The organism is Streptomyces sp. NPDC006463, assembly GCF_042870715.1.
GTDB lineage: Bacteria > Actinomycetota > Actinomycetes > Streptomycetales > Streptomycetaceae > Streptomyces.
In genome coordinates, this window is the sequence record NZ_JBIAHP010000075.1 from 1 (window position 1) to 1,996 (window position 1,996).

Sequence of the window (1,996 nt, forward strand, 5' to 3'; positions counted from 1 at the left end):
GCCTCCGAGGTCCGCATCGGGTACTTCCCGAACTTGACGCACGCCACCGCGCTGGTCGGCCTCCAGGAAGGCCTGATCCAGAAGGAACTGGGCGGCACCGCGATCAAGCCGCAGTCCTTCAACGCCGGTCCGTCCGAGATCGAGGCCCTCAACGGCGGCTCTCTCGACATCGGTTTCATCGGCCCCTCGCCGTCGATCAACGGCTACGTGAAGTCCAAGGGTTCGAACCTGCGGATCATCTCCGGCTCCGCCTCCGGCGGCGTCAAGCTGGTCGTGAACCCGGACAAGATCAAGACCCTGGACGACCTCAAGGGCAAGAAGATCGCCACCCCGCAGAAGGGGAACACCCAGGACGTCGCGTTCCTCAACTGGATCTCCGAGAAGGGCTGGTCGGTCGACCCGGAGTCCGGCAAGGGTGACGTCTCCGTCGTCCGTACGGACAACAAGGTCACCCCCGACGCCTTCAAGCAGGGCTCCATCGACGGCGCCTGGGTTCCCGAGCCCACCGCTTCCAAGCTCGTCTCCGACGGCGGCTCCGTGCTCCTCGACGAGACCGCCCTGTGGCCCGACAAGAAGTTCGTGATCACGAACGTGATCGTGTCGCAGAAGTTCCTCAAGGAGCACCCGGACGTCGTCGAGGCCGTCCTGGCGGGCACGGTGAAGACCAACGAGTGGATCAACGCCAACCCGGACAAGGCGAAGGCCTCCGCGAACGCGAAGCTGCAGGCGGACAGCGGCAAGGCACTCGACGCCAAGATCATCGACCCGGCGTGGCCGAGCATCGCGATCACCGACGACCCGCTGGCGACGACGCTGAAGACCCAGTCCGAGTGGGCCGTCAAGGCCAAGCTCATCGAGCAGCCCGACCTGGCCGGGATCTACGACCTGACGCTGCTGAACAAGGTCCTGAAGGCCGCGGGCAAGCCCGAGGTCTCCGACGCCGGTCTCGGCGCCAAGTAACCCCGTAATCCAGCATCCCCAGGAGGTGACGACCATGGCCACCACGCTCGCCAAGGCTGCCGAGGGCATCGCAGCGGAGCACACGCACGCCGCGCGCATCGAGCACGTCTCGAAGTCCTTCTCCGGCCCGGCCGGATCGCAGCTCGTCCTGGACGACATCAGCCTCGATGTCGCTCCCGGAGAGTTCGTCACCATCCTGGGGGCCTCCGGATGCGGCAAGTCCACCCTGCTGAACCTGGTCGCGGGTCTGGACAAGCCGTCCGCGGGGTCCATCCAGACCCCCGGCGGCCGTCCGGCGCTCATGTTCCAGGAGCACGCCCTGTTCCCGTGGCTGACCGCGGGCAAGAACATCGAACTCGCCCTGCGCCTGCGCGGGGTGGCCAAGGCCGACCGCAGGCCCGAGGCCGAACGGCTGCTTGAGCTGGTCCGGCTCGGCGGCGCGTACGGCAAGCGCGTGCACGAACTGTCCGGCGGCATGCGCCAGCGCGTGGCCCTGGCCCGCGCGCTCGCCCAGGACAGCCAGCTCCTGCTGATGGACGAGCCGTTCGCCGCGCTCGACGCCATCACCCGGGACGTACTGCACGGCGAACTCACCCGCATCTGGGCCGAGACGAACCTTTCGGTCCTCTTCGTCACGCACAACGTCCGCGAGGCCGTGCGCCTCGCCCAGCGCGTGGTCCTGCTCTCCTCGCGGCCCGGCCGGGTCGCGAAGGAATGGACCGTGGACATCGCCCAGCCGCGCCGCATCGAGGACGCGGACGTCGCGGAACTGTCCCTTGAGATCACTGAACACCTGCGTGGGGAGATCCGCCGCCATGGCCAGCACTGACACGAAGGCGAAGACGGACGACCTGGCGGGCCTGGAGGCCGGCCTCGACGCCCTGGACGCGGTCCAGACCCACCGCACCCCCGTCCGCGAACTCCTCGTCAAGAAGGTCCTGCCGCCGGTCCTGGCCGTCGGCCTCGTACTGCTGGTCTGGCAGATCCTCGTCGCGGCGAAGGTCACCGAGGAGACCAAACTCCCCGCCCTGTCCGC

The 1,996-nt window shown here is 68.1% G+C and carries 2 protein-coding genes and 1 pseudogene; all 3 read left to right on the top strand.

All coding sequences use genetic code 11. The annotated features are described in order from the left end of the window. On the top strand, positions 1-960 hold a 960-nt coding region (locus ACFYOB_RS41565), incomplete at its 5' end, for an aliphatic sulfonate ABC transporter substrate-binding protein (RefSeq protein WP_388570286.1). Positions 961-994: 34 nt separating this feature from the next. Then, on the top strand, positions 995-1,789 hold the full coding sequence (locus tag ACFYOB_RS41570) for an ABC transporter ATP-binding protein (RefSeq protein WP_388570288.1): 795 nt from the start codon (positions 995-997) through the stop codon (positions 1,787-1,789). Then, a pseudogene (locus ACFYOB_RS41575) lies at positions 1,776-1,996 on the top strand (ABC transporter permease); the annotation flags it as partial. The gene ACFYOB_RS41570 and the pseudogene ACFYOB_RS41575, both read left to right, overlap by 14 nt.

What these genes read in the sequence shown, in the direction of transcription:
- ACFYOB_RS41570 (WP_388570288.1), top strand. Translation starts at nt 995, where the DNA reads ATGGCCACCACGCTCGCCAAGGCTGCCGAGGGCATCGCAGCGGAGCAC.